We start from the raw sequence: 4878 nt of genomic DNA on the forward strand, positions 1-4878 counted from the left end.
TCCGCGATGTGGCCGTGGCGGGCTAGGCAAACCTGCTGACGGGCCAGATCGTCACGGCTCGCTTCCAGCTCTGTCAGCCCGAGGAGCTCGCGGCCTTCAAACGTCGCCTGCGGACGTTTTGCCAGGGCCGCCTCGCGCCCTACCAGACCCCCGTGCGCATCACTCTTACCGAGGAGGCGCTCCACGGAGCCCGCTTCAAAAAACTCAGATGACAAAACAAAAGCTCAAAAAAGCACTCCAAGAAGACACGGCGGGAATTCATCCGCGCCTCCAGCTCGCTTTTGGGCTGCTGAAGTTTCTCCCCTTTCTGCCCTGCGCCACGCTCCTGCGGCTCGCCGGGGCCGCCGTGGGCGAGGCAACCGTGGTGCGCCATGGCATACGCCTCAATGGACAGCGCGGCCTTGCAAAGAATCTCAAGATCGGGCCGAAGTGCCACATCGAGCCAGGCTGTACGTTTGACTTGCAGGAGAAGATCATACTCGGCGCGGGTGTGTGTGTCGGCCACGAGACCATGATCCTCACCAGCTCACACCAGATCGGCCCGAAAGAGCACCGCGCGGGAGAGCTTGTTATTGCCCCCGTGGTGATTGAGGACGGAGCCTGGATCGGTGCACGCAGTGTTCTCCTACCGGGCATCACCATCGGTGCGGGTGCACTTGTGAGCCCCGGCTCCCTCGTCAACAAAGATGTTGCACCCCACACCCATATCGGCGGAACCCCCGTAAAGCACATTGCCAACCTCGACAAGCTGGTTCACTGAGACGAAGACCCGCAAGAGCGTGCCACCTGAGCCCACCGCTTTCAATCAGCGGGGTTAAAGGATTCAATCAGCCGCGCACTGCGTGCGGGAAGCTCAACGGCGTAGTTGCCGCTATGTACGCCGAGGTCTCTGTCGCTCCAGACATCGGTGAGGTGGGCAGGCTTGGCAAGGGGAATGAGGCAGGTAGCAGGCGAGTCTTCGCCGTTGAAGAGTGCCCAGTGGGTCTTGCCGCGTAGCTTGATCTCCCCGACTGTGAAGTTCTCATCAGCGAAGCGGGCGCAGATACCGGTAGCGGGGAGCATTTTTTGGAGCATCGCGAGGCGCTTGGGGGAGAGCTGGGTGAGGTCATCGCCGGAGAGCAACATGCCGCCGGTGGCATAGAGCAGCGTGGCGTGGAAGAGGAACTCGCTGTCGGAGAGGTCGCCGGTAAGGAGCAGACAGTCCGGATCGTTCCACCAGAAGCGCCCGTTCTGCCAGCCACGGTAGAGGTTCTCGCGGCCCGTCTTGGTAAACGACTCCCAGGAGCGGTCTATGTCGTTGGACGAGCGCGAGGCGTGGATCAGGCCAAGCGACGGCCAGATCGGATGGTTGCAGCCCAACACAACGCTGTTTGGACCCACGCCACGCAAAATAGCTTCCATGCCGCGCCGATAGGCTTCGATGCGCGTGGTGTTTTTGTCGAAGTGGTGGCCGCCGTGGATCGCGCCCCAGTAGTTGGCATCCAGCTTGAAGTAGGTGACGCCCCAGTCCTGGTGGAGCGTGCGAAAGAGAGCTTCGAGGTGCTCCTGGACGGCGGGGTGGCTGCCATCCAAGCAATACCACGGCCCCATGCGCCAGCCGCCAAAGCCGATCTTATTGGAGGGAAGGGGAGCGCCCGTCTCGTCTTTCACAAACCAGTCCGGGTGCTGGGCAAAGAGGCGCGACTGCCCATCGGCGATAAATGGGGCGACCCAGAGCGCGGGCTCGAAGCCCTTTTGCGCGATTGCCTTGAGCACGGTCTGCACCGAGCCACCAAACGCCTTGCCTGTGTCGAGCCAGTCGCCCATGTGTGGCTGGTAGCCATCGTCTATCTGGATGTAGCGCAGGGACGGGAGGTTTCTTGCGGCCCACTCTAGGTTGTCGTAGATATTCTTATCGGTGACATCGGGGCCAAAGCAGTACCACGAGCACCAGCCGGTCGGGACAGGGCTGTGCTTGAGCTTGGGGTGGTGCTTGGCGATGGCCGAAGTGAGCTTGTCTAAGAGCGCCTCGCGGTCATTTCCCGTGGCCATAAGAAACTCCTCGAGCTCCCAGCGCTCGCCGGGCGCGATGGTTCGGTTCTCGGTGTCGAGCGAGATGCGCAGGCGGGTGGCATCGAAGCTAAAGCGCCCGATAAAGCGCTTACAAGACGTGAAGCCCAGCAGCACGCGCTCTTGGTTTTCCGGGGTGAGCATCAGCATACCATAGCTCGTACGCAGGCTCTCAGGCTCGGGGATCTTGTAGTGTGTCCTATCTGGGTAGTAGCCCACATCGGCGGGGTTCGCCAGAGTTCCTGCCAGCTGGCTGAGCATCTGGAACGCCTCGCCATAGAGCGACGTGTCGCCCGAAAAGCCATGTGCTAGGTCAAACAGTACGATCTCAGGGACGGTGATCGGTGCAGGCGTGAGGTTATGGAGTGTGGCGCGGCAGAAGCTCCCACGCCAGGTGCGCGTGAGTGTGAGACCTGCTGGGACAGTGCACGCGCTGGTTTTGAGTCGTGCTAGTAACATGCCTGCTTAGCCTGGCATGATGCGCCCAACAAAAGCGATTAGCTCAGCGGGGTCAAAGGGCTTGGTGAGATAGAGATCCGTGCCACTGGTGTAGCCTTGCACCATGTCGTTCTCTCCCGTGCGAGCCGTGAGCATGATGACCGGCAGGTCGCGCAGGTCGTTGTCGCGGCGGAGGGTTGCGACCAGCTCGTAGCCGTCCATCTCGGGCATCATTACATCGGTGATAAGCAAAGTAGGGCGCTGGAGGAGCATCTGGCGGAGAGCATCGGCCCCTGAGACAGCGGTAACAACAGAGTATCCGTGACTCTTCAGGTTGAACTCGATCTGCCTGAGGATATTGGGATCATCTTCGACGACCATGATAATGGGGGGATTTTCCGTGTTCTGTGACATTGTGAGTCATTTTACCTGAGATCTTGCAAAAAATGCGCGAGTGGGATAGAATTCACTTAGGTTAAGTTAACTATGGTTAATTCTGAGAGAGAGCGTTATCTAGGCAAGGCAACGGGCGATATGCTCAAGGCCATTCATGCCCTGCAAACCCCCCTTGCAACCGCAGCGCCGTCGGCGGTTGCGGAGCGAACCCGGACATCGCGTGCGTTTGTGACCAAGATGCTCCTGACGATGGAGCGTGAGGGGCTCGTCGAGTATACCGCTTACAAAGGAGTTCGTCTGACAACCCTTGGGGAGCGTCTCGCCCGTGAGCTCTCGCGTCATCACCGGCTCTTGGAGCGCTTTCTTACCGACACGCTTGGGTTCTCGCCGGAGGGAGCGCACGACGAGGCCGAGCGGCTAGAGCACGTGATCTCCGAAGAGTTTGAAGAGCGCCTCGCTATTTTTCTCAACCACCCCACCACCTGTCCTCACGGCTCCCCGATTCCCGAGAGGGAGAACTGAGTTAAACGATGTCAACGACGCCTTCCTCTGCACCTTCTCTTCCTGAGGCCTACCAGAGTGTCTCGGTTCCTAAAACGGCTTCGTCCTGGCGAAGGCTTCTCGCTTTCGCCGGCCCCGGCTACCTGGTGAGTGTGGGCTACATGGATCCCGGAAACTGGGGCACCGATATTGCAGGCGGCGCAAAGTACGGCTACCAGCTCCTCTGGGTGATTCTTGCCAGCAACCTCATGGCGATCTTGCTCCAGACCCTCTGCGCACGCCTCGGCTTGGTGACGGGCAAGGACCTAGCGCAGGCCTGCCGTGACTACTACAAAAAGCCCGCCGCGATTGCGCTCTGGCTACTCTGCGAGGTCGCGATTATCGCCTGCGACTTAGCGGAGGTAATTGGTAGTGCTATTGCACTGAAGCTACTGCTGCATATTCCTCTGCCCTGGGGCGTGCTGATCACGGGGATGGATGTCTTGCTGTTGCTCGGCCTGATGCGCTTTGGCTTCCGTAAGATCGAGGCGCTGGTCATCACTCTCGTCGCAACCATTGCGCTTTGTTTTGCCCTCCAGCTCTTCTACGCCCACCCGGACTGGGGAGGAATTGGCCGTGGCCTCGTTACCCCACAGCTCCCCGACAAAGAGGCCCTCTTTATTGCACTGGGAATTCTCGGGGCCACCGTGATGCCCCACAATCTCTATCTCCACTCGTCGATTGTCCAGACCCGTGCCTATGAGAAAACGCCTGCTGGCCTGCGCCACGCCCTGCGTAGTGCGACAGCCGATACCGTGATCGCTCTGGGGATGGCCTTCTTTGTCAATGCCGCTATCTTGATCGTCGCCGCTGCCGCCTTTCATGCCAAGGGCCAGTTCGAGGTTGCGGGCTTGGAAGAGGCGCATGTTCTCCTCAAGCCCATGCTGGGGGGAGCCGCTGCCACCGCCTTTGCGATTGCGCTTCTGGCAAGTGGACAGTCGTCCACCATCACTGGAACCCTGGCCGGGCAGATCGTGATGGAGGGCTTTCTGAACTTCAAGATCGCGCCGTGGCTACGGCGGCTGATCACCCGCGCTCTGGCGATTATTCCTGCAATAGTGCTCATCGGGGTAAGTGGAGGCAAGAACACGGTCTTCTTGCTCACGCTCTCCCAAGTGGTGCTCTCGATGCAGCTCTCCTTTGCGATCTTCCCACTGCTGGCTTTCACCTCGGATAAAAAGCGCATGGGTGAGTTTACCAACCCACTCTGGCTCAAGCTCCTTGGTTTGCTAGTCTGTCTGCTTATCGCAGGGCTAAATATCAAGCTGCTCTGGGACACGCCCCAGATTGGACCCAAAGGGGTTATCGTCGGCGCTCTCGGAATCGCTGTGTTTGCCGCCTGGGTGCAGTGGGGCTACAAAGGGAAACCCGAGGTTGCAAAGCCTGAGGAGGCATGATAAACTTCCCCTCGCACGTCACTTGTTTTGAGTTGCGAGCAAGCCGCCTTAGCTCAGC

At 59.7% G+C, this 4878-nt stretch carries 6 protein-coding genes; 3 read left to right on the plus strand and 3 right to left on the minus strand.

Annotated elements, in window-relative coordinates; all coding sequences use genetic code 11:
• The coding region (locus tag AC1XOS_RS19705) for a hypothetical protein (RefSeq protein ID WP_481963922.1) at nt 1–215 on the minus strand (215 nt) is incomplete at its 3' end.
• Between AC1XOS_RS19705 and AC1XOS_RS19710 the strand changes: the two genes are divergently transcribed.
• Nucleotides 209–760 (plus strand): acyltransferase, encoded by a 552-nt coding sequence (locus tag AC1XOS_RS19710; RefSeq protein ID WP_481963923.1) that lies wholly within the window; start codon nt 209–211, stop codon nt 758–760. The genes AC1XOS_RS19705 and AC1XOS_RS19710 overlap by 7 nt on opposite strands.
• Nucleotides 761–801: 41 nt before the next feature.
• On the opposite strand, the gene AC1XOS_RS19715 is transcribed toward AC1XOS_RS19710, so the two are convergent.
• A complete protein-coding gene (locus AC1XOS_RS19715; protein ID WP_481963924.1) occupies nt 802–2508 on the minus strand; it encodes a glycoside hydrolase family 36 protein in 1707 nt (568 codons plus the stop codon).
• Between the two features lie 6 nt (nt 2509–2514).
• Nucleotides 2515–2901, minus strand: a complete 387-nt coding sequence (locus AC1XOS_RS19720; RefSeq protein ID WP_481963925.1) for a response regulator transcription factor — start codon at nt 2899–2901, stop codon at nt 2515–2517.
• 72 nt (nt 2902–2973) lie between these two features.
• On the opposite strand from AC1XOS_RS19720, the gene AC1XOS_RS19725 reads away from it, so the two are divergent.
• A complete protein-coding gene (locus AC1XOS_RS19725; RefSeq protein ID WP_481963926.1) occupies nt 2974–3405 on the plus strand; it encodes a metal-dependent transcriptional regulator in 432 nt (143 codons plus the stop codon).
• A gap of 8 nt (nt 3406–3413) precedes the next feature.
• Complete coding sequence (locus AC1XOS_RS19730) at nt 3414–4820, plus strand: Nramp family divalent metal transporter (RefSeq protein ID WP_481963927.1); 1407 nt, start codon at nt 3414–3416, stop codon at nt 4818–4820.
• The last annotated feature ends 58 nt before the right edge of the window (nt 4821–4878 follow it).

Source organism: Armatimonas sp., assembly GCF_964826245.1.

Bases quoted from the DNA above. Each gene is read 5' to 3' on its own strand.
- AC1XOS_RS19710 (WP_481963923.1), top strand. From the start codon at position 209: ATGACAAAACAAAAGCTCAAAAAAGCACTCCAAGAAGACACGGCGGGA.
- AC1XOS_RS19715 (WP_481963924.1), bottom strand. From the start codon at position 2,508: ATGTTACTAGCACGACTCAAAACCAGCGCGTGCACTGTCCCAGCAGGT.
- AC1XOS_RS19720 (WP_481963925.1), bottom strand. From the start codon at position 2,901: ATGTCACAGAACACGGAAAATCCCCCCATTATCATGGTCGTCGAAGAT.
- AC1XOS_RS19725 (WP_481963926.1), top strand. From the start codon at position 2,974: ATGGTTAATTCTGAGAGAGAGCGTTATCTAGGCAAGGCAACGGGCGAT.
- AC1XOS_RS19730 (WP_481963927.1), top strand. From the start codon at position 3,414: ATGTCAACGACGCCTTCCTCTGCACCTTCTCTTCCTGAGGCCTACCAG.